Origin of the sequence: Emcibacter sp. (assembly GCF_963675455.1) — a bacterium.
Lineage (GTDB): Bacteria > Pseudomonadota > Alphaproteobacteria > Sphingomonadales > Emcibacteraceae > Emcibacter.
On record NZ_OY776217.1, the window covers coordinates 2,203,809 to 2,229,293 of the forward strand.

The following is a 25,485-nucleotide window of genomic DNA, read 5'->3' on the forward strand; positions in this document are numbered from 1 at the left end:
AAAGACTTAATGTATATTTTTAATATATATTTAACTTTTTCTCGCCACCATAAAGGCCAGTAGAGTTTAACCTCCTTGAGGGATGAGGTGTAAAGTGGAAAAGTTATTAAACAGGTTCGGCTTGGGACAGCGTATCATTGCTCTGGCTCTGGCTCCATTGGCAGTGACTGTTCTTTTTGCGATATTTCAGATCGCAGATTCCAAGACAACAGCAAATCAGGCTCATAAGCTCGACGTTCTGGCACAATATGCGCCTTATGTCAGTGGTGTGGTCCATGAACTGCAAAAGGAAAGAGGGGCTTCGGCGGGTTTCATTGGGTCCTCCGGTGGATCTCAGCAGAAAACCACGCTGTCGGGGCAGCGTAAGAAAACAGATGCGGCCATAGGTTCCTTTGCAAAGGTTAACGCAGATTTTCCCCGGGAGGATTACGGCAAGGACTTCTCGGCTCTGGTGAATGAAGCGCAATCGAGCCTCGCCGAATTAAGAGCCGTTCGCGCTGAAATCTCCGACCTGGAGCGCACAGTGCCGCAGATGGCGGCATATTATACCGACACCATTGCGCATCTTCTGGACATTATCAAAAGTGCGGCCTTGCTGACTGATGATGCCGATATCTCAAGGAAAATCACTGCTTATATCGCCTTGCTTGAGGCCAAGGAGCGCGCCGGTCAGGAACGGGCTGTCGGCAACGGCGGCTTCTCACGCGGTAGCTTCAATGCCGCAAGTCTGAAGCGTTTCGCGGAGTTGATTGAGGCCCAGAAATCTTTTCTGACGGTTTTCAACACCTATGCGTCGCCGCAGCTTAAGAAGTTTTACGGGAAAACTGTGGCCGGACAATCTGTAGATAATGTTGACGCCATGCGGTCACATATTTTTGACCGGAGCGGAGTTGTTGATGACGGCACTTACAGCAACTCTTTCTGGTTCAAGGAAATCACAAACAAGATCAACCTGCTCAAGGAGGTTGAGGACAAGGCCAACCAAGAGATAACCCTGGCCACCCAAAACCTTTCATCCTCCGCCAGTGCGATCTTCTGGTCTTTATTGGTGGCCGTGTTGGTGGGAGCCGTTTTGATCCTGGGGATGAGCTATTTTGTCTTTAGAAGCGTTGCCTCCCCACTGGCGGGGATTGATGGTGCCATGCGCGAACTCTCAGCGGGTAATCTGGAAATCGCAGTGCCCTATACGGAGTACGGCAGCTCCATTGGACAGATGGCGAGATCGGTTGAGGAATTCAAGCAGAATGCCCATGAAACAAGACGGCTTCAGCAGGAAGCCGAAGAAAACCGCCTGGCGCGGATGAAGGAAGACGAGGAACGGCGCCAAAAAGAGGAAGCAGAAGAAGCTGCCCGCCGGCAAAGGGAAGCGGAGGCTGAAGAGCGAGCCCAGCAGGAACGGAAGAAGGCGCAGTTGGAACTTGCTGGCGTGTTCGAGGAAAGTGTTCTCGGCGTTATGCAGAATGTGGCTTCGGCTGCATCACAGCTTGAATCTCTTGCCGGACAAATGAATACAGCGGCAAGGACTACACAGCAGGAAGCATCGAATGCCTCTGTCGCCACAGGACAGGCGGGTGCCAGCGTGCAGACTGTCGCCGCTGCGGCCGAGGAGATGTCGACATCTATTGACGAAATTTCGCGTCAGGTGACATCCGCCTCTTCTATATCCACCAATGCGGTCGATACGGCCAGCAATGCGGAAAAGAGGGTTGAGGAGCTTGCAAACGCATCTCTTAAAATTGGTGAAATCGTCAAGTTGATTGATGATATTGCCGGTCAGACTAACCTGCTGGCGCTCAATGCCACGATAGAATCCGCGCGCGCTGGCGAGATGGGCAAAGGTTTTGCTGTGGTGGCTAACGAAGTAAAGTCCCTTGCCCAGCAAACCGCACAGGCGACCAGTGAGATTGCGGAGCAGATCAAGGAGATGCAGTCCATTACGACAGGCGCGGTTGAGGCAGTGCGCACCATCAACAAGACCATCAGTGAAATTAACGAGATTTCCACAAGTCTGGCCTCTACCATTGAGGAACAGTCCGCCACCACGCGAGAGATCAGCCGCAGCGCAGTCGAGGCGGCCACGGGAACGGAAGGTGCCGTTTCAAGCGTCACCAATGTGACGACAATGGCCAAGGATACCGGGGAGGCTGCCGATGGTGTCCTCGACGCCTCCAGCATGTTGTCGCAAAACGCAGAAGTGCTGCAAACCGAAGTAAACCGTTTTCTGGCAAGCATCCGCGAAGGATAGTGTCCAGAGCAGACCTTCATCAAATTCTCAGTAATCAAAACAGCCTTTCACCGGTTCATGTCGGTGAAAGGGCCTGCTGTTTAAACAGACAAGGAACAGGGGATGACCGTATATTCATTTACGGCAAAGATGTTTGCCCTTCATTCAATCTTTGGAGCGCTGGCTCTTTCCGGGATCGCACAGGCGGAAGAGGCGCAAAACATTTCCGACGCGCTGACCAAGGGTAAAGCCTATCTCGATTTGCGCTACCGCTATGAATTTGTGGACCAGGACGGTTTTGCCGAACATGCCAACGCGTCAACACTGCGGACCAGGCTCGGTTATCAAACCGGGACGTTCAAGGGAATTTCCGGACTGCTGGAGTTTGAGAATGTGACGGCAATCGCCAGTGGGAAATTTAACAACACGGTTAACGGCGAAAATTACTATCCGGTGGTGGCTGACCCGAAAAATACCGAGGTCAACCAGGTCTATCTGACGTACAAAGGGATAAACGGTTTTACCTTGACGGGTGGCCGGCAGGCCCTGAATCTGGATAACCAGCGTTTTGTCGGCACGGTGGGCTGGCGGCAGAATGACCAGGCCTTTGATGCCCTGCGTCTGGTCAACACGCCGGTGGCGGGTGTTACTCTTGCCTATACTTATGTCTGGAATGTGAACCGGATATTCGGCGAGGACCATCCCCTTGGCGACCTGGCGGCGGACAGTCATTTTTTCAATATCTCCTATGATGGCCTGCAGTTCGGGAAACTGACTGTTTACGACTACCTGCTCGGATTTGACAATGTAGCGGTTCAAGGCCTGAACAGTAACACGATCGGTGCGCGATTTGCCGGTTCGACCGGGCTCGGGGAGGCAACAAAACTGCACTACGCCCTCGAATATGCAAACCAGACGGATCGGGCCGGTAATCCCGGCGACTATTCTGCGCATTATTTTTTGGGTGAGGCCGGGGTTGGTTTCGACGGTCTAACGGTTAAGGCCGGCTACGAAGTTCTGGGAAGTGATAATGGCGTTACCGCCTTCCAGACGCCACTGGCGACCCTGCACAAGTTTAACGGCTGGGCTGATAAATTTCTCACTACGCCGGTTGCGGGCCTCAGGGATTTCTATCTCACGATCAACTATACGCTCATGGCGACAGAGACTATTGTTGATGGTTTGAAGCTGGCGGCAGTCTATCACAAGTTTGAGGCTGATTTCGGTGGTGCCAAATATGGGAGCGAGTTGGGTTTGTCCGCAAGCAAGAAGATATTCGATCATTATTCTCTGGGTCTCAAGTTTGCCCGCTATGACGCAGACAGCTATTCTGTGGATACGTCCAAATTCTGGCTGACGGTTGGGGCACGGTTCTAGACCTGGACAGGAGACGTGAATGATTACATTCCGACCCGCTCCTATACTGGGCTGGTATAATAAAAAGCTGAAAATCCCGGACTGTATGTAAATCTGATGAGTAATTTGGGGTGAGACTTATTTGAATTTTTGCTTCAGGTATCGTGATTGATCAGTATGCCATCCCGCAGTTGGAAGATGCGGTCAAACCTGTCGAAAATTTTTTCATCGTGTGTAACGGCAAGGATCGCGGCGTCTTGCTCAACTGCTACCTTGCGCAACAAATCCATCACTATTCCTGCTCGTTGGGAGTCAAGCGCTGCTGTAGGTTCATCTGCAAGAATGATCCGGGGCCGGTTTGCAAGGGCACGGGCAATGGCCACCCGTTGGGCCTCACCGCCGGATAGTTTGGCTGGCATTGCATTTCGCCGGTGCCCGACTTCCAGGTATTCCAGAAGCTCAATCGCTCGTTTTTTTGCGTCTGCGGCATCGAGCCCGGCCAGATCTAATACCACCGAAATGTTATCTGTACTGTTGAGGAAGGGGAGAAGGTTGTGAAACTGGAAAATAAAACCAATCTTTTCAAGGCGGAGCTTGCGCAGGTCAGATCGTAACCACTGGTCATCATACACAACTTCCCCGTCAAGGCACAGCCATCCCGCGCTGGGTTCTACAATACAGCCAATGACATTCAGTAGAGTAGTTTTGCCGGATCCGCTTGGTCCAAGTAATGCAACCACCTCGCCAGGATAGACCTCCAGGTTAATCTCGCGCAGAGCATCCACACGTGCTTCTCCTTCGCCAAAATGTTTGGAAACTTTCCGGACATGGACGAGCGGTGTTTTATTTTGAGTGTTTGTCATCACTAACTCCCCAAAGCGGTCGCCGGGTCAATTTTTAGTGCCAGTCGTACTCCAAGTGCACTTGAAATAATGCAAACAACAATCAATGCTGCTGCCAGCGCAAGGCCATCTTCAGGTTGGAGTACAACACGGCGCGGGAAATAGTCTTTGATGCTTGTGATCATTAGGGCGCCAAGGCCGAAGCCGATTATGCCCATTGCAAGAGCCTGTTGTAGTATAAGTCCGACTATGGTGCGGTCTGGTGCCCCAATCAGCTTGAGAGTAGCAATCTCTCGCAGCTTATCCATCGTCATCGTATACAGGATCAGGGCAATGATGACGGCTGAAACGACCATCAGTAAGGCTGTAAAAAGACCTATCTGTTTACGAGCTCGTTCAACTACGGATCGGGTCAGGATATGCTCCTGTTCAGCTTGAGTCATTGCTGCAAGATGTTTCCAGCGCCGGGTGGCCTTTGCCACAATATCTGGAGATGTATGTTTTGAGACGCGGGCAATAACAGCGTTGATTGTGTCTGTGTCGCCAGAACCCTTGCCTCGTGCGATCTCCCGACGCATAGCGGGTGGGCTCAACTCAAACTGTAGTTGCTGTGAATCTTTCAGTGTGGTGTAGACAACAGGATCGCCGCCAGTTGAAACTTGCCCCTCTGTCAGGCCGACAACGGTGAATGTGTCACGCCCCAGTTTTACCTGGTCTCCAGGTAACATGCCGGTTCTCTTGTCGGCAATAATCTCAAAATGGCTCTGGCCAATTGCCCGCCCAACGGAGATCCGGTTAGGCCCGCCTGGGCGTCCTGGTTCGTAACCGACGACATAAAGGCGTATTTTTTTTCCTTTGAAGAGCGTTTCAACGGATTGGTAGGTTATGCTTCCTGCAGACCTTACACCCTGCAGGCGGGCAATGGCTTCTCGCGTGTCACCTGGAATACGAGAGGCTTCGGCAAAAGGGCCTCGTGTGCCAGATTCAACGATCCAGACAGCGACATCAGGTGTGCGGACCAATGTTAAGGCATCTTCAACTAGTCCGCGATAAATCCCGATCATGGATAATACTGTGCCCAGAAGGAGGCTCAGTCCGAAACATGTCAGTAAAAAGCGTCCGAGATTATGGCGAATATCTCTATAGGCAAGATTCATGGTGATTTCCCGCCCCGCGGTTTTGCTGAGCGCCCTGCCTTTAATCCTGAACGAAGTTTGCTGACAACACTGGCGCCCTTCGGCAGTACATCAATAATTTCAAGACGGGAATCGAGCGTTCTATGTCCGAAAGCGACCTTACGATAGTGCAGTTTTCCATCTTCTATCATCCAGACAAAACCGTTGGTTCCGTTTAGGTGCTCGATAGCCGTTTCCGGCACTAAAATTGCTTGGTCTATTGTATTTGTTGTGACGTAAACTTCGGCTTGCTCTCCGAGATAGAAACTTTCCGGGCAGCGATCGCAAGCAATATAGACCCGACGCTCTTCATTAACCCGGTCACTCTCTATGTCAATGCGGGCGACATGACCTTCAAACACCTGTTGGGGCAGTGAACGCAGATGAATTTCTGCAGGTTGGCCAACACGCAGATTTCCTGCATTTGCTTCGTCTACATAAGCCAACGTCCAGACGGTTTCGGGGGCGACTAATGTGAAAAGCGCTTCTCCAGGTGTCATTACAGTTCCAAGCTCTTTATGGCGTTTCACTACAATTGCATCGTAGGGCGCTCTAAGCACATAATGACCGAGCAGAACCTGTTCATATTTGAATTGGGATTTTGCGTCTTTCACTGCTGCCCGCGCAACTTCAACAGCGCTGATCGCAACCGCCAGCTCCGCCGCGGCTACATCTTCTTCCGTCTGTGCTTCTTCAACGGTCTCAACTGATATGGTATTACGGGCGGCGAGGGCTTGTTTACGTTTGTTCGATTGTTTTTTCTGGGCAAGTACAGCGCGAGCCTTGCCCACGGCAGATTCCGCCATATTCAATGCGGCCTCTGCATTAAGAACTCCGGCTCCGGCCTTGGCAAGGCGGGACTCTTGGTCGGCGCTGTACAGACTTGCGAGAACGTCGTCTTTTTTCACTCTGTCACCATGATCCACGTTTAGTTCAATGAGTGCTGCCCCCACTTCGAAGCCGACATTTGATTGGACACGTGCTTCAACGGTGCCAAGTCCAAAGACTTTGACTGATATGTTTTCTGTCGGTTGGGTGACGTCGACCAACAGAGGGCGCATGAAAAAGACAAGATAAACAAAAATTCCGAATACGCCAATTACCAGCGGTATTAGAAGATAGCGGGGAATGCGATTTATCATTGGAGCTCCTCCTTGTCATTAACTGCCTTCGTGACAGAAAAACCTCTTAGCTGGATTTCGAGCAGGCGGGTACCTTCATGAATCAAGTCAAAGCTGCGATCACTGATTGACCATCTCATCGCAAGGCCCTGTACCAAGCCTATAAAAAGGAAGCCAAGATCATCCGGATCAAGGTCTTCACGAAACTCACCAGCCTGGATCGCTTGTTTCGCCAAGTTAGAGAGGATGTGGTGAAAACGTCCCATAAGAATAAAAAACGCTTTTTTCAGTCCTTTATTCTTGGTGTGTAGTTCACGGGAGAAAAGAATTGAGGGAATTGCCGGTGTGGATTGAATTAACCGTAACTGTGCGGTGATTGTTGTTCGTATCTGGTTTGTTGGGGTGCTGTCGGGGTTTTGAGCTTTTACCCAGCGCTTTTCCATCATTGCGCCCACACGTGTCGCCACTGCTTCCCATAAGTCCTGTTTCTTTGGGAAGTGCCGGAAAATTCCCGGTTGCGTAAGGCCTACAGCCTCTGCAATTTTCTCTGTTGTCAGTCGGTCTGGTCCAAGCTTGTCGGCAAGGCGAAGCGTGGCATCAATGATTTCGTCTTTTCGCCTATCGGCTGATTTCCTAATACGTGTCATTCTACATCCAGTTAGTTATTAATAACTAACTATAGACAAAAGAAACTTGTGTCAAATTTTCTGCCTCTTATAGAATTTTCCCGAAGATTTTTCATTGTCCCGGCTGCGAAACTCAGGGACCCTACCGAGAAACTGATCATACAATTAGGGGAACGGAGATAGGATAGTAGTTTGAGGTTGATGTCGGTAATGCCGACTACGGGCGCGAGTGGGACTTGTCCGCAAGCAAAAAGATAATCGATCGTCATTCATTCGGTCTTAAATTTGCCCATTATGATGCGGACAGCTATTCCGTGGACACGTCCAAACTCTGGCTAAAGGTTGGGGCACGGTTTTAATTTTCGGGAACGGCCCTGATGATCTTTCAGATTAATACCTGTTTGGCATTTTATAACTCTGATGCGGCATCCTTTGTCACAAGACTTTCCCGGGCCAGAGCTCTGATGAGGTCCGAGCGCGTGACGATACCGACGATACGAGTATGCTTCAGCACGGGAACAGCATCCACGTCTCCGTCGGCCATCCAATGTAAAAGAGCCGCGATTGGGGTCGCCACCTCTGCTCGGGGAATGTCAATGTCCATGACGTCTGCGGCATGAACAGGTTTGTCCCAGCCGGAACCCAGCAAGCGTTTTATCACGGGAGCAACGCTTAGATTCAGGTGACGATTATTGGTGCCTACAAAGCTGATCAGATTAATCTGATAAATCACGCCAAGAAAATGACCGTCATCAATCACAACGGGAAGGGAGGCAAAGCGGTGGTGCTTGAATAAATCAGCGATATCCGCCACGGGTGTCTCCGGCCTGACGGTTATAAGGTTGCGTGACATGACATCCCCTGCCGTTGTCGGGCTGATCCTGTGCGTTGACGCCTGCAGTTCCGCGGCGCCAATCAGGCGGGCCAGGTCCTCGACGCCCAGGTTTAGTGACTGGCGGTATCTCTCCAGAATTTCAGTCAACTCCTCTTCCGTGAGGTCCAGGCGTTCTGTTGGTTCAGGGTCCAGGGTGCCATGTTTGTTTGGCTCGTCAAATTGCCGAAATGGATAGCGGCGCCCGGTCAGTCTGGCATAGAGGGTTGCCAACAGAACCAATATTGCAGAACCTGTTGCGACAGGGGTGATGGCAAACATGAAACCCAATTCACTCACGGCATCCGGATTCATTGCGACAGTCATGGCGACTGCCCCGGCGGGAGGATGCACCGCGCGACACAGGATAGTAACAACCATAGCAAGGCCGACGGCCAAGGCTATACGCAGCGTAGGGTCCGGAACATACATGCACACAGTCACACTCACCAGGGCCGCGACAGTATTCCCGACGATGGCTGGCCAGGGTTGGGCGAGCGGGCTGTTGGGTACCGCAAACAAAAGAACGGCGCTCGCCCCGAACGGCGCAATCAGATAAAAGCCGGGTGCCAGGTCAAAGAAGCCCGAAAGGGCGAGAAGTCCGGTGATGCCCAGTCCAATAAAAACGCCTGCGCCTGCACGAACAGCTTCGCCGGATGAGGACCAGGCGACCGCCGGACCGATCGCGCGTAATCTGGACAACATGATCAGCGGCACAGGAGGACTAGTGGCAAAAATTTCGTGGGTTGCGGGCAATGTAGGTACTGTATCTGACGTGCGAACTGCATAACAAATCCTTTCTCTAAATAATATGTATTTACAATACACATTATGTTCTGACCAGAAGAAAAGAATGAATCTTCTGGTCAGGTAACCGCTGTCCAAATTCGCTGATCTTAATGAAGCGGGGGAGTCGTTTGCAGGTGTTCGGCCAACTATTCAGGATTCTATATCAAAACCGGAGCTCACTGCGTCCGCCAACGTGTATTTGTTCATCGTGTCCGTAAAGCTCTTTGTAGACTCGAACAGATAATGTTTGAGATTGCAGGTTCCTGAAATATTGCACGTGTTTGTCTCGGGATTAAAGCATTCAACTACAGTCATATTCGGTTCAAGCTGGGTGATCAGGTCGCCCAGGCGCAGCTTTTCTGTGCCGTTGACAATCTGTATGCCGCCGCCTTTTCCTTTTAAGGTCTTGATGTAGCCCAGTTGGGACAGGCGGTGAACGACCTTCACCAGGTGATTACGCGAGATCCCATAGTGTTCCGATATTTCCTTGACGCTCGACATCTCTTCCGGACAGGCCGCAAGATACATAAGGGTGCGCAGGCCATAATCTGTGAATGAAGTTAAGTGCATGTTTTTTACATTAAAACAGAGTTGCAATTGTGCCAAGTCAATCATAATATGTATTTAAAATACATATTATATAAAGGATTTATTTTAATGCTTAGTCAGAATACCATTGATGTCGTCAAGTCTACCGCTCCGATATTGCAGGAGCATGGGGAAACCCTGACCCGGCATTTCTATCAGCGCATGTTCTCTCATAACCCGGAAGTTGCGCCTTATTTTAATCAGGCCAATCAGGCGGAAGGCACGCAGCAACGTGCGCTGGCAGGTGCGGTATGCGCCTATGCAGCAAATATTGATAATCTGGAAGTTCTGGGCGGTGCGGTTGAGTTGATCGCCCAGAAACATGCCTCCCTTATGATCAAACCGGAGCATTATCCGATTGTGGGAGAAAACCTTCTGGCGTCAATCCGCGAAGTCCTGGGCGAAGGCGCAACAGACGAGGTCATAAATGCCTGGGCAGAAGCATATGGGTTTCTCGCCGAAATTCTCATCGGCCGGGAAACGCAGATCTATGACAGTAACTCGGATAAAGAAGGCGGCTGGGACGGTTTTAGAAACTTCCGGGTGGAGAAGAAAGAAGCTGAAAGTAGTAATATCACATCCTTTTATCTGAAGCCTGAAGATAATGGCGCCCTGCCGGTTTATCTGCCGGGGCAGTATATTACCCTGCGCTTGGCGACTGCCGATGGATCGACGACAATGCGAAATTTCAGCCTGTCTGACAAACCCGGCCAGGATTATTTACGGATCAGTGTGAAACGGGAAGCGGCGCCTCATGCCGGCGCGGCCGATGGGTACGTGTCTAATAAGCTTCATGATGAGATCGAAGTGGGAGGCGTCCTGGAGGTTGGGCCGCCCTGTGGCGAGTTTTTCCTGAACCTCAAGGATCGTCATGAACGCCCGCTGGTTCTGCTGGCGGCAGGTGTCGGTATTACGCCACTCCTCAGTATCCTGACGTCAGCCATTGACTCGATGCCGGACCGTGAGATCATTTTTATCCATGGATGTCTTAATGAAGAAGTGCAGGCGTTCAAAAAGACGATTGACGAGCTGGCAGAAAGTCATTCCAATCTGAAAATCCATTATCGATATAGCGATCAGGCAAAAGAGGGCGTAGATCGCAGCGGCAATTGTTCAACAGGCCTTGTTGATGCCGAACTGATTGAATCTTTTCTGCCCGACCGCCATGCGGATTACTATTTTTGCGGCCCCAAGCCGTTTATGATCAACATTTATCATGACCTGCTCAAATGGGGCCTGCCCGGCACCCAGGTTCATTTCGAGTTTTTCGGCCCACGTGAAGAGTTGCAGAAAGCGGATTAATCAGGAGCCAGTGTTTCCCCGGCAGATACCGTACGGGATGGGGTTTCCATCCCGTGAACCTGCCAAAAATTGGAATGCTGTTAATCCGGTATGTATCTGCTGAAGCAGGTCGAGTGGAACCCTTCTTCCCTGAGAATGGCTTCACTGAAGGGGAGAAGGTCGGAGGAGGTAACAGATTTCTTACAGATGGGAGCTTTTTTTCAGCCTGGGGTTTTGACCGTTCTTTCTGGAGGCGGGACTTTTGGGTCTCTGCTTCGTGCCGGTCTGGCTGATGTCATTCTTTTTCTGGTCGGAAGCCCTTTCTAAAAACATCACGCTTGACTGGCATTTGCATGAAATGATGTTCGGTTATGTCGGGGCTGTGGTAGCAGGTTTCTTCCTGATTTTCCTATGTTTCGATAGTTCGTAGAAGAAGCGGATTATTTAAATTTTGCCTTAACAGAATTTTCAATCGATCTCGTGGAAGTTAGTTAACGTCTTGGGGAAAGATAGGGGGCGTTTGAATCCGGCCCAGCCGGTTTCGTGACGGATTGGCTGGCGGGTGGCGTATCTCCAGGCATCGGGAAGGCACGCACACACCGACAAGTCAGCTTGATTCCGGTTTATCGCTTATTCTGATTTCCAAAAGCAGGGGCGGTGTCAATTCCAAACGCACTGTTGAGTGCTGTGCGAGCGCCTTGTCCTGGTGGTTACCCGAGTTTCTGCTTTTTGCAAAAATCCAGGTTATATTTTGGAACTCCAAATTGGTCTCCCGGATTGAGCTATTTCAAGCAGCAAGTCGGAGAAAATCTGAGTATGGATTCAATTCAAATCCTGCCCTAGCAACCAACTTAAACTCCAAATCATTCGGAGGGGCGTCTTGTCTTGGAATTTTAAGGGTTAGACTCCTCTAAAATCCCGTGATATGCCGTGATGAAAGTTTTAAAAAGTGCGCAAATAAAGCGCACTTTTTTATTTTAACATACTGAGTAATATAGATTTATCGGTGCCGTTGGGCGGCACCAATATCCTCTCCCAGACATTCCCAAACCTTTTTAACCTACGGAAAACCGCAGTTTTCTGCGATTGACCCTCTTCCGTTTTTCCCTCATTTTCGATCTTATCTGAAAAAACGCACAAATCGCGCAAAGTGGAAAGTGTCAAGAAGCGGTGATCTCTCTCTGGGAAATTGTCCATCTTAACAAACTTTGTCGTCATCCGATTGCAGATATTTTTCTATAAGATCTCACACCCGAGAATTTTAAGAACTGGATGTCGGATCAGAGTGATTTGGTGCCTTCATCTATTCTCCGAAAACTTCAGGTCCTGTCTGGAGTGCTTGAATGTGCGATGGATGGGTGGACAGACGATTTGCAAAAGGAGAGTGTGTTATGGGTGCGCAGAGAAATAAGCCCTATTGCTTTTCCGGATATAATACAGTTTACACTAGGATTTCCGAAAAAAAGTCTGGCAAAATTATTCACCGGATCCTGAGAAAGACTGCCGAAAATGAGTTCGGCAACCTGGGCGATACTTCAACGCTTGCAGATCCGCCAATTGTTGATAATCTGGTTGGAAATCGGCAGAACAAATAGGATAAAGGCGATAATGAAAATGTTGCCAACTGTGCTTATTGCAGATGACCACCCATTGTTCAGGGACGCCCTGAAACAGGCAATCAAGCCTGTTTTGCCAGAACATCAGACGGTTGGGGTTGGCAATCTTGCGGAAGCGCGTGAACGGATGAAGCAGGGAGACATTTCTCTCCTGCTTCTCGACTTGCATATGTCAGACAGTCACGGTTTTGTCGGCCTGATAGAATTCCGCCAGGAATTCCCCTCTGTGCCGATCGTCGTCGTCTCCGCAAGCGAGGATCCGGAAATTATCATCCGTGCCATAGAATTCGGCGCCTCCGGCTTTATTCCCAAATCTTCTTCCCTGGACCAGATGTCCGGCGCCATCGACGCCATCATGCAGGGCGACATCTGGACGCCGGATCACATTGATCTCGACAACGTTATTCTGGACAAGGAGCAGTCTGAAACCAACCAGAAACTCAAACAACTCACTGGCGCGCAACTCAAGGTGCTGCATGCTGTCGTCCGCGGCCTGCTGAACAAACAGATTGCTCACGAGCTCGGTATAACAGAGGCGACCGTAAAGGCACATCTTACGGCGATTTTTCGCAAACTGGATGTGATCAACCGAACCCAGGCGGTGATGGTTGCACGGGGACTGGATATCGAAAAGGCCCTCCTTGACGTTGACTAGGCTGGGTGTGCCTACCGCCAGACCTCTCCGTAATTTCACCCCTTCAGACTGTTTTGCAACAGAGCCCGCAATGCGGCCGGCGCCACAGGTTTCGAGAGAACCGGCAGGTCAGTCGCCAGTGTCTTCAGAGCACTTTCCTGGCGTTCCGCTGTCACAATAATGGCCGGCGGCTGTTCCCCCCAGATGGCACACAGATGATCAAACAGCGCCGGACCGGTATCTCCTTCATCCAGCTGCCAGTCCAGCAAGACAATATCCGGCAAACGTTCTGAGTCCTGCCAAAAGCTCTCTGCTTCCTGACGATTGGCTGCAAGCAGCACATTCGCCCCCCATCTTTCCAGCAATATTTTCAGGGCGTCCAGTATGGCCTTGTCGTTATCAACACAGAGGATAAGGCGGTCCAGAAGAAAGCGCTGTTTAGGACGACTGGATCCGGGCTTCACCGTGATCTCCCCTTCACCTGCCATCGGCAGTGTAAGGGCAAAACAACTTCCCGTGCCGACAGTTGACGAGACTTCGATCCGGTGTCCCAGGATCTTGACAATACGGTCACAAATGGCAAGTCCCAGCCCAAGTCCCGCTTCCGCGCCGGGAATATCTTTTAGCCGCTCGAATTCATTAAAGATACTGTCTATTTTATCCCCGGGAATACCGATCCCCGTGTCATAGACGTATACCGTAATCTCTTCACCCTTCCTGCGACAGCCAACCAATATACGGCCCGTGCTTGTGTAGCGGACCGCATTTGAAATCAGGTTTTGCAGGACAGAGAACAACAGCCCCTTGTCGCTTTCCACATAGGCCCCGGTCGGAACATAGTGAATGTTGATATTCTTCTGTCCGGCAATGATAGAGAAATCACTAACCAGGTCATCAAGAATATCATGAAGGGCAAACCGACTGACATTTGGTCGCATACCACCGGCATCCAGCTTGGAAATATCCAGCAACGCCCGTATCAACTGGTCCGCCGATTGGATGGAACTGTCCAGCTTGCGGGCAATATCAAGGGCATCGGGTAACTGATCGCGGACATCTTCTTTCAACGCATGGGCGAAGAGGCGGGCCGCATTCAACGGCTGCAACAGGTCGTGACTGGCGGCAGCGAGGAATTTGGTCTTCGACTGTGTGGCGGCTTCCGCCAGTTGCTTGGCCTTGACGAGTTCCACATTCACCCGGCTGAGTTCGCTGGTTCGCTCGACAACTCTTTGTTCGAGGGTAATATTTGTTTTCTGCAGGGCCTGCTCGGCCTGGAAACGGGCGGAAATATCCTGATAGAGCACGAAGTAGCCGGTGACAGAACCGTTCTGGAACTGGGGAACGTAATTGACCTGGAACTGGACGGCATTGTGCCGGCGATCAAGCAATTCCAGATCGAAATTGACACTTTCCCCGGACATTGTCTGCATGATATAGGGAAGCCTGTATTCGAAATCCCGCTCTGCCAGAAATTCATTGATGTGGCATCCGATAATTGCGTCCTTACGGTCTCCACCATACCACTCAAGATACGCTTTGTTTGCGAACTTCAGGATGAGATTCCTGTCGATAAAGGCGATCAGGGCCGGAACGTTGTCCGTATAAAAACGGATGCTTCGTTCACTGTCTTTCAGCGCCTGTTCAATTCTCTTGCTTTCGGTAATATCCGTAAAACTGGTTACATAGTTCCCGAACGGCATGGGACGGCCCTCGATTTTGATGACACGGCCGTCTTTATGGGTATGCTCGTAATTGTGATGACGGCGTAACTTAAGGTGTTCGATACGCCTGCGGATAAACCGGGCAACATCCATGTCATTACCAACGCCATTTTCGGCATTGAAACGCAATACCTCCTCTATCGGCATACCCGGCCTGATAAAGTTCTTCGGGAATTCGAACATTTCAATATAACGTATGTTCCAGGCCACCAGTTCAAGATTCTTGTTCACCACCGACACCCCCTGTATCAGGTTATCCAGCGTCGATTGCAGCAGTTCCTGAGTAAATTCCAGTTTCTGGTGAGTTTCATCCAGAACCGTGGCAATATCCTCGATTCCCAGATTTCCTTTGGTCAGGGCGAACCCCACTATAATTCTTGCCGAGGCCGCGCCAATAACACGGGCGACCTGTTTTTCCGCAAAACGCGCCAGATCTGCATCTACAGGATTATGATCGTACAGGGGCTGGCCGTTCAGGGTCTCGTAGGCCGCAAAGGCCTCTGCCGTTTTTTCCCGTCCCAGTGACCGTTCAATTAAAACCCTGAGGTCGGCAATGGTGGCCTGGCTTTTCATTGTGCCTGTCAGGCTGTATCCGCTGCTGCCGCCAACAAAACTACTGGCCTGCACCCGGTCGACAATACGCGGTTCCGCATTAAACGAGCCGAGAATATAAAGCAGCAGGTTTCCGCCGACGCTCCAGATCATGCCATGAGTCAAATGGTCATATCCCGCAAGTCCTAGGAAGGCCTGCGGATCCAGAAGTGGGGCAGACTCACGAATGAGCTGAACGACATTTTCCCCAAAGTAGGCCGGCATGATCAGGGTATAAATCCACATCACCAGACCGTAGGTCAGCCCGAGCATAACCCCGTTCCGATGCCCCCTTTGCCAGTACAGGCCGCCGATCAGGGCAGGAATAAACTGCATGGCGGCCGCAAAAGACAGAATTCCGAAGCTGGCTAGCGTATCTCCGTCCCTGACGCCGCTGGCATAGGTGCTGGCCATCAGCATCAGCAGCAAAATCACCAGGCGGCGGACAAACAGATGGCGCCGCCCGATGATCTTGCTGGCCAGTGGGCGCAAATGTTTGTTGCTCAGCAGAAGTGATATGAGCAGGTCGTTAGTGATCATGGTGCTGAGTGCTACTGCGGAGACGATGACCAGACCCATGGCTGCGGAAAAGCCGCCCAGGAATATGATCAGAGCCAGTAGGTTCTGGTCATTGCCCAAGGGCAGGGTCAGGACATAAAGGTCGGGATTGTCCCCTGCCGCGGGACTGTTGAGCCCGGCCAGGGCGATGGGAATGGCCACCACGGAAACGATAATCATAGAGGTCAACAGAACAAAACGGCCGATCCCCAGATTTTGTTCCCCTTGGTGTTCCACGACCATAATATGAAACTGCCGGGGCAGACACAGGATTGCTCCCATGGAAATCAGGGTCAGAGTGACAAACCGTTCTATGTTGACAGGCTGCATTAAGGGCGAGCTTTTCGCCTGGAAATGGGCCAAAAACTCATTAGGTTCAAACAGGCTGTAGGCATAGACGCCAACAAGGATCAGGGCAAAGATCTTAAAGGCGCTTTCAAAGGCGATGGCCAGGACCATGCCGCGGTTATGCTCCGTCACATCAACATGCCGCGTCCCGAACAGGATCGCAAAAGCTCCCAGGATCAGCGCGATAACCGGCGTTGTCTGGCTGTCGGACAAATTGTTGAAACCGGCATTGTCCAGCACGATGCTGATGGACATGGTCACAGATTTAAGCTGCAGGGCGATATAAGGCAGCGTGCCCAGCAGGGCAATGAAGGTAACCAAGGCCGCCAGTTGGGTACTCTTCCCGTAGCGGGCAGAAAGAAAATCAGCAATGGAGGTGGAATGATTGGCTTTTCCCTGCTCGACCATCTTCCGGATGATCTTGAAACCGAACATCAGAATAAGGGCAGGCCCCAGATAAATGGGCAAATATTCCCAGCCAGACCGGATGGTATTGCCAACTGCCCCGTAGTAGGACCAGCTTGTGAAATAAATACCGAGGGAAAGACCATATAGGATGTGACGGTATTTTCGGGTAAAACCATCTGCCCGCTTCTGATCGCCGAACCAGGCAATCAGGAACAGTATTACTACATATATTAGAGCACTGATGATCATGACAGACGCCGTCACATTGTCCCCCGTCTAATGCCATCTCTATATTATATTTTAAAATGTTATGTTTATGATTGTACGATCAATTACAGCGATCGCCTAATATAAATGCCACCAGGCCCTATTGGGCCTGGCAGCTTGAAATCGAAGACTGTTCCAATCAGTGGGTGTGCGCTTCTCCGGCGTCGCCCGGTACCCGGATATGTTCCACCAGTTCCTGCACGTGCTGCGGCGGTGCGGCGGTGATCCGGGCAACGACGGTCGCCACAATGAAATTGATCACCATACCAATGGTTCCGATCCCTTCGGGCGAGACACCGAACAGCCAGTTGTCTTTCGTATTCATCTCCGGAGAGATGAATTTGAAGTAGACAATATAGAGGAAGGTAAAGGCCAGACCGGAAAGCATGCCGGCAATGGCGCCTTCCTTGTTCATCCGGGAAGAGAAAATCCCCATCAGAATCGCCGGGAACAGGCTGGCAGCAGCGAGTCCGAAGGCAAAGGCCACGACCTGGGCGACGAAGCCGGGCGGATTGATGCCCAGATAACCGGCGACACCGATGGCACAGGCTGCCGCAATACGGGCGTACATCAGTTCCTGCTTGTCGGTGATGTCCGGCTTGAAAGTTTTCTTCAACAGGTCGTGACTGACTGCGGCGGAAATCACCAGCAGCAAACCTGCGGCCGTTGACAGCGCTGCCGCCAGACTTCCGGCCGCGACAAGAGCAATCACCCAGTTGGGCAGATTGGCGATTTCAGGATTGGCCAGCACCATAATGTCCTGATCCACATAGACTTCGTTCTCAGATGGGGTCGCTTCGTTGGTGACCATTCTTTCGCCATTTGCACCGCGTGCATTGCCTTCATACGTGGGTTTGCCCTTGAAGGGGGCACCGGCACGATACTGGATGGTACTGTCGCCGTTCTTGTCCTTCCAGCCGATCAGGCCGAGGGATTCCCAGTTTTTGAACCAGGCTGGAGTTTGCACATATTCGGTTTCATTCACTTCGTTGATGAAATTGATTCGGGCAAAGGCACCAATGGCCGGCGCTGTGGTATAAAGGATTGCAATAAAGACAAGCGCCCAGCCGGCAGACTTCCTTGCGTCAGACACTTTGGGCACGGTAAAGAAGCGGACAATCACATGGGGAAGTCCGGCTGTCCCGACCATCAGGGCCGCAGTGATGGCAAAGACATCAATGGTGGATTTGGTGCCGGCAGTATAGGCATTAAACCCAAGATCCGTCAGGACCGCATCCAGTTTGCCGAGAACGGTCATACCGGATCCATCCGCCAGTTCAGATCCCAGACCGAACTGCGGAATGGGGTTGCCTGTGATCAGCATGGAGATGAAGATTGCCGGAACCGTATAGGCAAAAATTAGCACACAATATTGTGCCACCTGAGTATAAGTGATGCCCTTCATGCCACCGAGAACCGCATACATGAAGACGATGGCCATGCCGATGATCACACCCAGGTTAATGTCCACTTCCAGGAAGCGGGAAAAGACGATCCCCACGCCGCGCATCTGACCGGCCACATAGGTGAAGCTGATAAAAATCAGACAGACAACAGCGACCAGCCGGGCAGCATCGGAATAATAGCGATCACCGATAAAGTCCGGCACCGTGAATTTTCCGAATTTGCGCAGGTAAGGTGCGAGCAGAAGCGCCAACAATACATAACCACCGGTCCAGCCCATCAGATAGACTGAGCCGTCATAACCGAGGAAGGCAATCAGGCCTGCCATAGAAATGAAGGACGCGGCACTCATCCAGTCGGCAGCGGTCGCCATGCCGTTTACTATGGGGTGCACGCCCCCGCCAGCGACATAGAATTCCTTTGTGGATCCCACTCGGGACCAGATAGCGATGCCGATATAAAGGGCGAAGGACAGCCCGACAAAAACATAAGTTAAGGTTTGTAAGTCCATTTTTCGTCTCCCCTATTTATCCACACCATATTTTTCATCGAGTGTTTTCATTTTTTTCATGTAGATAAATATCAGCGCGACGAAAACATAAATTGAACCCTGTTGGGCAAACCAGAATCCCAGCTTGAAGCCAAAGAATTGAATATTGTTGAGGGCATCCACAAACAGGATGCCTGCTCCAAAGGAGACAAAAAACCAGACGACAAGAAGTTTGAGAAGAAGACTGATATTGGCTTTCCAATAGCCTGCCGGATCTCTTTGTATTTCTGCGGCCCCGGTGCCCGCATTTTCTGGTGGGGTCATGCTATATCCTCCCTATTAGTACATTAGACACGGTAGTCTAACAAGGAAGGTCAGGGGGCTGATAGGCGACTTTAGTCGTAGATGTCGGTAAGCGCTGAAAGCTTAGTATCCGGGGTTAAGATCGCCCAGCGTGGCGCCCTCTCCCATGTAGGAGACCTGGGCCAGAAAAAGTTCGGCACAGGCCAGGGCATCAATGGCGGCATGATGTGCCTTATAGGATGGAAGACCGTAGTCTTCCCGAAGTTTCCACAATCTCAGGTCACCGCTTTTTATGGGTTTATCCGCTCTTTTCAGCTTGCGTAGCTCAATCTGTAGTGTATCGATGGACTGGCAGAAAAGGTCCAGCTGAAAAATTTTCCGGCAGGCGTCATTCAGGAAATGTCGCTCGATATCGCATTTGTGCGCCAGCAACACACGACCTTTCAGTGCGCGGAGAATCTTTCGGAGCGCCAGTTCCGGAGGCAGCCCTTCCTGTGCCACTTCATCATCGGTTATCTGGTGAATAACGGCACTCTCACCGGGTACGGCCATACCCGGTCGGATCAGAAAATGTTCCATGGTGGACATTTCAACCTGCAGGTTCCTGATCACCACCAGTCCGAAACTCAAAAGCTGGTCTTGGCTGACATTAAGGCCGGTGGTTTCAAAATCAAGAGCAAGGAACTCGATGTCTTTCAGGGGCGTATTTTCTCGGACAGTTGGCGCTTCCAGGAATTCCCTGAGTTCGGGATCCTGACTATTCCTGAGGGCCCGCCGTCGGCGAAACTGATATAGCCAGCGTCGCAACATCAATAGATTCCGCCGCCATAGTCCCGGGACAAACGCTCCTGCGCCCTGCGGACTATTTCGAAAGCATCGCGCAGATGTTCCCGCTCCAGGGTAGACAGTTCATCCGGGTCCACATAGTTGTCTGCCTTGTCGCCGCGCTGGATCTGACGGGCCTGGTGCCGGAAACGGACTTCGGCAATAAACTCATAGGCATCGTGCAGGTTGTCCGCATCTTCCGGTGCCAGGATTTTCATTTCCTTCAGCCGGGCCAGCCGTTCCAGCGTGTTCACCGCCTCAATCCCGTGAGCCAGGGCATGGGTGCGGGTGATATCCTGGATCGGCACAACCCCCTGTTTCTTGATATCAAACCGGTCCGCATGTTCCTTGTTGCGCAACAGGATAAAGCGCCGGAAGAATCCCAGCGGCACGTGGGACTGGCGGGCGTTTTCTGTGAGGTGCGCCAGGAAAATATGGCTCTTGACCGCTTTTTCGGTGATATGTGCCTTCAGCTTGTCTACCAGGGAAAGGTCACCATAAATGCCGCGCAGGTCGAAAAATATGGTGGCATGCATGACGGCCTTGGGATCCGGTTCGCTGAACCACTTGTCAAAAGTCTTTTTCCAGTCCGACAGAGGGATGCGCAACTGGTCGTTACTGGCCATAATATTGCCGCCGCAAAAGACATAACCGGCCGCGTCGAGATCCTCGCACATTCTCTCGGCAAGTTTTTTAAAATAATCGCCGTGCTCTCTTTCTATATAGTCATCGGACAGCACGAAACCGTTATCCTGATCCGACAGCGCGGTCTGGTCGCAGCGGGCCAGAGATCCGAAGGCCAAAAGGGCATAGGGCACCGGCGGCGGCCCCAGTTCCTGTTCCGCCAGCATCAGAAGTTTTTTGTGGGCGGCCTCACCGATGGAGGACACCACGTGGCCTGTCATATCGGCGCTGACCCCGGTTTTCATCAGGCTGAGAACGATTTCCGGCACCGACTGCACCGTCTCGATCACCGTTTTGACATTTTCCGCACTTTCGATCCGGGCCGCATTATAGACGGCGTTGGAAGAGAGACGGTTGAGAATATCGCTGGCGCTGACCAGCCCGCGCACCTTGCCTTCCTCGTCTACCACCGGCACATGGTGGAAATTATGCTGCATCATGGCCAGCAGCGCCCGGATGGCCGGCGTTTCCGGCGGCAGGGTGAGAGGGCCCGGCGTCATCACATTGCCGACCTGGTCCCGGATGTCGTGACCTTTGGCCACAACCCGCCGCCTCAGATCCTTGTCGGTAAAGATTCCCCGTAATTGTTCTGACTCCGTAACAAGGACGGTAGACACATGTCTGCCGCTCATGATCAGCGCCGCTTCCTGGATGGAGGTTTCCGGCGAAACACATATGGGTTCGTGTTTGATCAGCGCTTCAAGATTCAGGCCCAGGAACTGGATTTCCCCGTCGGTCAATTGTCCCTGCAGACCCCGGCGTTGACTTTCCTGCAGGGCATGACGCAGCCTGTCTGTTTCGTTGGTGGCAAAAAACTGCATAAAGGACTTGTGCTCGCCGAGAAGGGTCTTGAATTCCTCCTCGGGCAGGGCATAAAGCAGGCTGTCCTCAATGGCGGTGACACCGTTCCGGATGACCCCGTCCCGGAACAGGGAGGGATAGCCGAAAAAATTCCCTTCCCCCAGTCGGGCGGTAAAATTAATCCCGCCTTCATGAAGCTCGACGGCGCCCTTGCGGATCATAAAGAGGTTGGTGTTTTTCTGCCCGGGCGTCAGCACCGTGCTGCCCCGGCGCGCATAGGAGATATTTATTTTCCGGGCGACGGCGGACAAGGCTTCCGACGTCATCGCTTTAAAGGGATGATGTTCCGCGAGGAAATTTACAATATCTGTCAGCTCTGCGGTCATGAGGGATCCCGTCCTTGATTCTTTTCCCAAGTATGACCCGGACTCTTTCCGGGGCAATTAGACTTTTAGAGAAGAAGTATACATCAATCACATTCCAAGGGAACTCGACATGTTATGTGAGGCCGCCCAGCACAATGCGGATTTCTTTGACAGAAGAGGGCTTTCGAGTAGCCCGCCGGATGTCCTTGACCATCTTTTCTGACGTTGTACCACTCGTCCTGTTCCTGGGCCATCTGTATCCCTTTTGAGGATTACGATGAACCAGAAAACCTCTCCATATGTAAATAACCTATTTTGTCCCATGCGATTTGACGGGAAAAACTTTTACTAGGATCAGTTACGCTAATACTCCCAAGGGAGTATTTATTTGATCACCAAACATTGAATAATAGATGAGGAAGTGTCGGGAAAAATGCAATCCGGCTTGTTTTAGAAAATGATCATGATGAGAATGTTGAATTATGGAAAAGAAAAAGAATTTAATTATACCTTTATTGGCGACCAAGTTGCTAAAAAGATTTGGTTATCAAGAAAGCGTTCGTCATTGCATCGAGAATAAATGGTTTTCCACACTTGAAGAACTCAAATTACTTCATTCTTCAAGGGGGCGACTAGACTTTAAAGTCAAGGACAGAAAAATATGAAGAGTTACTCAAAGGGGGGGGGGAGGAACCGCCCCAGTATTGCCGGAGGCGAATTTGTTTAAGTTAAGCTGCTCTGTTCTTTTCGTCCAGCATGATGTAGTAATTTTTCTCGGCCTCGGCAGGTGGAATATTGCCGATGGGCTCCAGCCGCCGCCTATGATTAAACCAGTCGATCCATTCGAGGGTGGCGAACTCGACAGCTTCAAATGACCGCCACAACCCTTTGCTACTTCTTAATGATGCTACCGTTATCCTGTTTCTGGATAGTCAAGAAAAACAAGTTGTTGAAGCTTTGATAATCAATACTCTTCATTATATAAATTAAAATAATATTCTATATTATTAACATTAATTTGACAAATATCGGAATCTGAAGCCACACTAAAACGCCTTAAATGCATAAGGCCTAAAATAACCTTTTTGAAGTTGGTAAAGGGTTAAGTTGTGAAAAATAAGCGGAGGAGACGTAATGACATCTCATTGTAAAAGTAAATTACTGACTACAAGTGGTCTCGCAGGCATTCTTTTGACCTGTTGTCTTGTGGCAGAAACGGGCCTTGCACAGGAAGCGGAAAATGAAGTTCTTGAGCTTGAAGAAGTGGTTGTAACGGCTCAGTTCAGGAAGCAGTCCATCAAGGATGTACCGATTGCCATGTCGGCCTATGACGCTGAATTTATGCGTGCGGCGGATATGGAGGATATGTGGGATGTTCTTGATCTGACACCTGGTTTTGCGGGTGGTGGTACAGGTGGTTCCTGGCTTAATACGATTTCTGTACGTGGCATCAGAACCAATGACTTTGGTGTTGGCGGTGATACCTCTGTTGGTGTTTTCAAGGACGGTGTTTATCAGGGCCGTACCGGTGCAGCGGTCACCAACTTCTATGATATGGAACGGTCCGAGGCCCTGCGTGGACCTCAAGGGTTCCTTTATGGCCGGAATACCATTTCCGGTGCGATCAATACAATCACAAACAAACCCAACCCGGAAGGTATTGAAGCATTTGGCCAGATCACCTTGGGTGAACGTAATCTGCATGAAGTGGAAGCGATGCTGAATGTGCCGCTCGCTGAAGGCTGGGCCGCGCGTGCTGCCGCATATTCCGTTTCGGAAGACGGTTATATCACGAATGTTGCTGATCCGGACGGACGCAAACTGGGTAAATATAGAAGTCGCTCTGCGCGTTTTTCTATAGGTTACGAGGGCGAGTCTGTAGAAGGCAGAGTGATTGCGGAATATGAGCGTCGGAATGGAGACGGTGTAGTTTACCGCAGTACCGACCTTGATAATGTTCTTACAGACCTCGGTTTTTCCGAGACCGAAGGCGGTCGTGAAGTAAGTACGGATTTCCCCGGACATGATGACGCGCGCATTTTTACGCTGACGGGTCTTGTTGACTGGGATCTGGGAGATGTCATTATTTCTTCCGTTACGGGATATCGTTGGCATGACTGGGATTATTCCGAAGATGATGATGGGTCCAGTGATGAGTTTTACCACTGGTTGCAGAATCAGGAAGTTGAAAACTTCTCCCAGGATATTCGGGTTGCCTCAAATACTGACGGAAAGCTGACCTGGCTGGTTGGTGTCTCGGGTTATGTTGAAAAAATTAAGGCCGGAATGGGCAACCAGTCCAATGAAGATACGGTTTGTCTTGCTTATTACGGTCTGGATTGTGTCGACACCTATGGGACATTTAACTATCATCCGGATGGATTGCTTGAACTCGTCGATATCGAAGGAACTTACCGGGGTATAGGCGTTTCTGCCAACGCGACATACGCGTTGACTGAAAAGCTCGAGATAGATGCCGGGGTACGTTACAGTTATGACGAAAAAGACTTCAGTATTGGCGCTCGTCCGGTGGAGAGTGAGATCGGACCATTCCTGGCTTTGGGGTACTTTAGCGATGGCATGGTCAATGACAAAAAATCCTGGGATGATTTCGCGCCACGTGTTGCCTTGCGCTACACTTTATCAGATGATCTGACTTTGTGGGGCAGTGTCACACGAGGTTATAAAGCGGGTGGCTTCAGCAGTTTCAGTATGGATTTACCATCGCCTGAATCGCTCGGTTTGGATCCTTGTCCTTGGGGAATTTACTGTGTGTTGAATGCGGATGGATCTGTTCCCGAGGGCACTAAACCATTGGCATTTGAACCTGAATCGGTCTGGAGTTACGAAATTGGCCTCAAGGGTGACATGGCGGACGGCAGGGTGCAGTTCGATGTAAATGCCTTCTATTATCAATACAAGGATATGCAGCTCAAATACTGGGACACAGACCTGTTTAATGTAGTTATTGAAAATGTCGGTCGCGTGAAAGGTTACGGCATTGAAGGCATGGTCAAGGCCCAGGCAACAGAGAAACTGCATGTTCAGGTTGGTGCATCGTTAATGAACACCAAGGTGACCGAGATTCCGGATGTGATTTGTGACTGTGAGGGTAATCGCCTTTCCCAGCAGCCCAAGTTTGTTATGACCGGTCTCATTGTTTATAATCATCCGCTTGAAAGTGGTGAGGTTTCTGCCAGCGCTGACTTCCGTTACCAGAGTCAGATCTATGGTGGCTTGGCAAATGAGGACACTAACTCATATGGTGGTCGTGCCCGAGTATCAGCGCGCATTGGGTATTATTCCAATGATGGCTGGGGAATTTCAGCTTATGCCGACAATCTGTTGAATGACCTTTATTATGGTGGCGGAACAGGGGCTGGATATCCCTTCCCGCAACTGCAATTTGATGTAGTTCCGCCAAGATCCTTTGGCTTTACTGTAAATTACCGCTTCGGAGGTTAGTCCGACCGGTTGCCATGACCCTGTAGCCAAGTATAGTTTGGCTACAGGGTTCTCTTTTGGGGGCTTATGGCTGCATGAGACGCATGTGGCCACAGGATGCTTACTTGGAAGCTTTTGTGTGTTGGAGAATTG

At 50.9% G+C, this 25,485-nt stretch carries 17 protein-coding genes and 2 pseudogenes; 7 read left to right on the plus strand and 12 right to left on the minus strand.

Annotation, left to right across the window (positions count from 1 at the left end; all coding sequences use genetic code 11):
* Positions 1–94: 94 nt before the first annotated feature.
* Positions 95–2,245 (plus strand): nitrate- and nitrite sensing domain-containing protein, encoded by a 2,151-nt coding sequence (locus ACORNT_RS10255; RefSeq protein ID WP_321390064.1) that lies wholly within the window; start codon positions 95–97, stop codon positions 2,243–2,245.
* A 102-nt stretch (positions 2,246–2,347) separates the two neighbouring features.
* A complete protein-coding gene (locus ACORNT_RS10260) occupies positions 2,348–3,601 on the plus strand; it encodes an alginate export family protein (RefSeq protein WP_321390067.1) in 1,254 nt (417 codons plus the stop codon).
* A gap of 134 nt (positions 3,602–3,735) precedes the next feature.
* Here ACORNT_RS10260 and ACORNT_RS10265 read toward each other — a convergent pair whose 3' ends face one another.
* The 6 genes from ACORNT_RS10265 to ACORNT_RS10290 all read right to left on the minus strand — a co-directional run bounded on the left by ACORNT_RS10265 (position 3,736) and on the right by ACORNT_RS10290 (position 9,574).
* The gene (locus tag ACORNT_RS10265; RefSeq protein WP_321390070.1) at positions 3,736–4,443 is read right to left on the minus strand and encodes an ABC transporter ATP-binding protein; all 708 of its coding nucleotides are present in this window, start codon (positions 4,441–4,443) and stop codon (positions 3,736–3,738) included.
* 2 nt (positions 4,444–4,445) lie between these two features.
* Positions 4,446–5,579: an ABC transporter permease gene (locus ACORNT_RS10270; protein WP_321390073.1), complete on the minus strand. Its 1,134-nt coding sequence runs from the start codon at positions 5,577–5,579 to the stop codon at positions 4,446–4,448.
* Positions 5,576–6,739, minus strand: a complete 1,164-nt coding sequence (locus ACORNT_RS10275) for an efflux RND transporter periplasmic adaptor subunit (protein ID WP_321390076.1) — start codon at positions 6,737–6,739, stop codon at positions 5,576–5,578. The genes ACORNT_RS10270 and ACORNT_RS10275 overlap by 4 nt, the downstream gene beginning before the upstream one ends.
* The gene (locus ACORNT_RS10280) at positions 6,736–7,365 is read right to left on the minus strand and encodes a TetR/AcrR family transcriptional regulator (protein ID WP_321390080.1); all 630 of its coding nucleotides are present in this window, start codon (positions 7,363–7,365) and stop codon (positions 6,736–6,738) included. The genes ACORNT_RS10275 and ACORNT_RS10280 overlap by 4 nt, the downstream gene beginning before the upstream one ends.
* 388 nt (positions 7,366–7,753) lie before the next feature.
* Positions 7,754–8,920 carry an HPP family protein gene (locus ACORNT_RS10285; RefSeq protein WP_321390083.1) on the minus strand — a complete coding sequence of 389 codons (1,167 nt, stop codon included), beginning with the start codon at positions 8,918–8,920 and terminating at the stop codon, positions 7,754–7,756.
* 234 nt (positions 8,921–9,154) lie between these two features.
* Positions 9,155–9,574, minus strand: coding sequence for an Rrf2 family transcriptional regulator (locus ACORNT_RS10290; protein WP_420717564.1), 420 nt, complete (start codon positions 9,572–9,574; stop codon positions 9,155–9,157).
* An 87-nt stretch (positions 9,575–9,661) separates the two neighbouring features.
* On the opposite strand from ACORNT_RS10290, the gene hmpA reads away from it, so the two are divergent.
* The 4 genes and pseudogenes from hmpA to ACORNT_RS10310 all read left to right on the plus strand — a co-directional run bounded on the left by hmpA (position 9,662) and on the right by ACORNT_RS10310 (position 13,144).
* Positions 9,662–10,894 carry an NO-inducible flavohemoprotein gene (hmpA, locus tag ACORNT_RS10295; protein ID WP_321390089.1) on the plus strand — a complete coding sequence of 411 codons (1,233 nt, stop codon included), beginning with the start codon at positions 9,662–9,664 and terminating at the stop codon, positions 10,892–10,894.
* A gap of 226 nt (positions 10,895–11,120) precedes the next feature.
* Entirely contained in the window at positions 11,121–11,303 is a 183-nt protein-coding gene (locus tag ACORNT_RS10300; RefSeq protein ID WP_420717565.1) for an NnrS family protein, read from the plus strand.
* 932 nt (positions 11,304–12,235) lie between these two features.
* Positions 12,236–12,468: pseudogene (locus ACORNT_RS10305) on the plus strand (acetyl-coenzyme A synthetase); the annotation flags it as partial.
* A 19-nt stretch (positions 12,469–12,487) separates the two neighbouring features.
* Positions 12,488–13,144 carry a response regulator transcription factor gene (locus ACORNT_RS10310; protein ID WP_321390094.1) on the plus strand — a complete coding sequence of 219 codons (657 nt, stop codon included), beginning with the start codon at positions 12,488–12,490 and terminating at the stop codon, positions 13,142–13,144.
* A 35-nt stretch (positions 13,145–13,179) separates the two neighbouring features.
* On the opposite strand, the gene ACORNT_RS10315 is transcribed toward ACORNT_RS10310, so the two are convergent.
* The 6 genes and pseudogenes from ACORNT_RS10315 to ACORNT_RS10340 all read right to left on the minus strand — a co-directional run.
* A complete protein-coding gene (locus tag ACORNT_RS10315) occupies positions 13,180–16,998 on the minus strand; it encodes a PAS-domain containing protein (protein ID WP_321390097.1) in 3,819 nt (1,272 codons plus the stop codon).
* A gap of 157 nt (positions 16,999–17,155) precedes the next feature.
* Entirely contained in the window at positions 17,156–18,931 is a 1,776-nt protein-coding gene (locus ACORNT_RS10320) for a sodium:solute symporter family protein (protein ID WP_321390100.1), read from the minus strand.
* A 12-nt stretch (positions 18,932–18,943) separates the two neighbouring features.
* On the minus strand, positions 18,944–19,234 hold the full coding sequence (locus ACORNT_RS10325) for a DUF4212 domain-containing protein (protein ID WP_321390102.1): 291 nt from the start codon (positions 19,232–19,234) through the stop codon (positions 18,944–18,946).
* A 102-nt stretch (positions 19,235–19,336) separates the two neighbouring features.
* Positions 19,337–20,023 (minus strand): exonuclease domain-containing protein, encoded by a 687-nt coding sequence (locus ACORNT_RS10330; RefSeq protein WP_321390105.1) that lies wholly within the window; start codon positions 20,021–20,023, stop codon positions 19,337–19,339.
* A complete protein-coding gene (locus tag ACORNT_RS10335; RefSeq protein WP_321390107.1) occupies positions 20,023–21,909 on the minus strand; it encodes a putative nucleotidyltransferase substrate binding domain-containing protein in 1,887 nt (628 codons plus the stop codon). Before ACORNT_RS10335 ends, ACORNT_RS10330 begins: the two co-directional genes overlap by 1 nt.
* A gap of 707 nt (positions 21,910–22,616) precedes the next feature.
* Positions 22,617–22,769 (minus strand): annotated as a pseudogene (locus tag ACORNT_RS10340) (IS3 family transposase); the annotation flags it as partial.
* Between the two features lie 253 nt (positions 22,770–23,022).
* On the opposite strand from ACORNT_RS10340, the gene ACORNT_RS10345 reads away from it, so the two are divergent.
* A complete protein-coding gene (locus tag ACORNT_RS10345; protein WP_321390110.1) occupies positions 23,023–25,353 on the plus strand; it encodes a TonB-dependent receptor in 2,331 nt (776 codons plus the stop codon).
* Positions 25,354–25,485 lie beyond the last annotated feature (132 nt).

Excerpts from the sequence above, each read along its gene's own strand:
- ACORNT_RS10260 (WP_321390067.1), top strand. The coding sequence starts at position 2,348 with ATGACCGTATATTCATTTACGGCAAAGATGTTTGCCCTTCATTCAATC.
- ACORNT_RS10265 (WP_321390070.1), bottom strand. The coding sequence starts at position 4,443 with ATGACAAACACTCAAAATAAAACACCGCTCGTCCATGTCCGGAAAGTT.
- ACORNT_RS10270 (WP_321390073.1), bottom strand. The coding sequence starts at position 5,579 with ATGAATCTTGCCTATAGAGATATTCGCCATAATCTCGGACGCTTTTTA.
- ACORNT_RS10275 (WP_321390076.1), bottom strand. The coding sequence starts at position 6,739 with ATGATAAATCGCATTCCCCGCTATCTTCTAATACCGCTGGTAATTGGC.
- ACORNT_RS10280 (WP_321390080.1), bottom strand. The coding sequence starts at position 7,365 with ATGACACGTATTAGGAAATCAGCCGATAGGCGAAAAGACGAAATCATT.
- ACORNT_RS10285 (WP_321390083.1), bottom strand. The coding sequence starts at position 8,920 with ATGTTGTCCAGATTACGCGCGATCGGTCCGGCGGTCGCCTGGTCCTCA.
- ACORNT_RS10290 (WP_420717564.1), bottom strand. The coding sequence starts at position 9,574 with ATGCACTTAACTTCATTCACAGATTATGGCCTGCGCACCCTTATGTAT.
- hmpA (WP_321390089.1), top strand. The coding sequence starts at position 9,662 with ATGCTTAGTCAGAATACCATTGATGTCGTCAAGTCTACCGCTCCGATA.
- ACORNT_RS10310 (WP_321390094.1), top strand. The coding sequence starts at position 12,488 with ATGTTGCCAACTGTGCTTATTGCAGATGACCACCCATTGTTCAGGGAC.
- ACORNT_RS10315 (WP_321390097.1), bottom strand. The coding sequence starts at position 16,998 with ATGATCATCAGTGCTCTAATATATGTAGTAATACTGTTCCTGATTGCC.
- ACORNT_RS10320 (WP_321390100.1), bottom strand. The coding sequence starts at position 18,931 with ATGGACTTACAAACCTTAACTTATGTTTTTGTCGGGCTGTCCTTCGCC.
- ACORNT_RS10325 (WP_321390102.1), bottom strand. The coding sequence starts at position 19,234 with ATGACCCCACCAGAAAATGCGGGCACCGGGGCCGCAGAAATACAAAGA.
- ACORNT_RS10330 (WP_321390105.1), bottom strand. The coding sequence starts at position 20,023 with ATGTTGCGACGCTGGCTATATCAGTTTCGCCGACGGCGGGCCCTCAGG.
- ACORNT_RS10335 (WP_321390107.1), bottom strand. The coding sequence starts at position 21,909 with ATGACCGCAGAGCTGACAGATATTGTAAATTTCCTCGCGGAACATCAT.
- ACORNT_RS10345 (WP_321390110.1), top strand. The coding sequence starts at position 23,023 with ATGACATCTCATTGTAAAAGTAAATTACTGACTACAAGTGGTCTCGCA.